Raw genomic sequence first — 250 nt, forward strand, 5'->3', positions numbered from 1 at the left:
CATCGCGATCCTGTCCGTCATCGCGGCCTCGTGGCTGTCGAAGAATCCGATGAAGCTCGGCGACATCATCGAGGCGATGCTGGCCGGGGTGCGCAACATGACCACCACGGCGATCCTGCTGATCACCGTCGGCCTGATCGTCAACGTCGTCTCCACCACCGGTATCGGCAACACCTTCTCGCTGATGATTACCGACTGGGCGGGGGGCAGCCTGCTGATCACCATCATCCTGATCGCGCTGGCGTCATTG

Annotated in this window: 1 pseudogene; it reads left to right on the forward strand. The window is 62.0% G+C overall.

The features are described from left to right. Positions 1–250 (forward strand): annotated as a pseudogene (locus R0J88_RS22140) (TRAP transporter permease); the annotation flags it as partial.

Source organism: Pseudoalteromonas sp. SIMBA_162 (assembly GCF_046535955.1).
Taxonomy (GTDB): domain Bacteria; phylum Pseudomonadota; class Gammaproteobacteria; order Enterobacterales; family Alteromonadaceae; genus Pseudoalteromonas; species Pseudoalteromonas marina.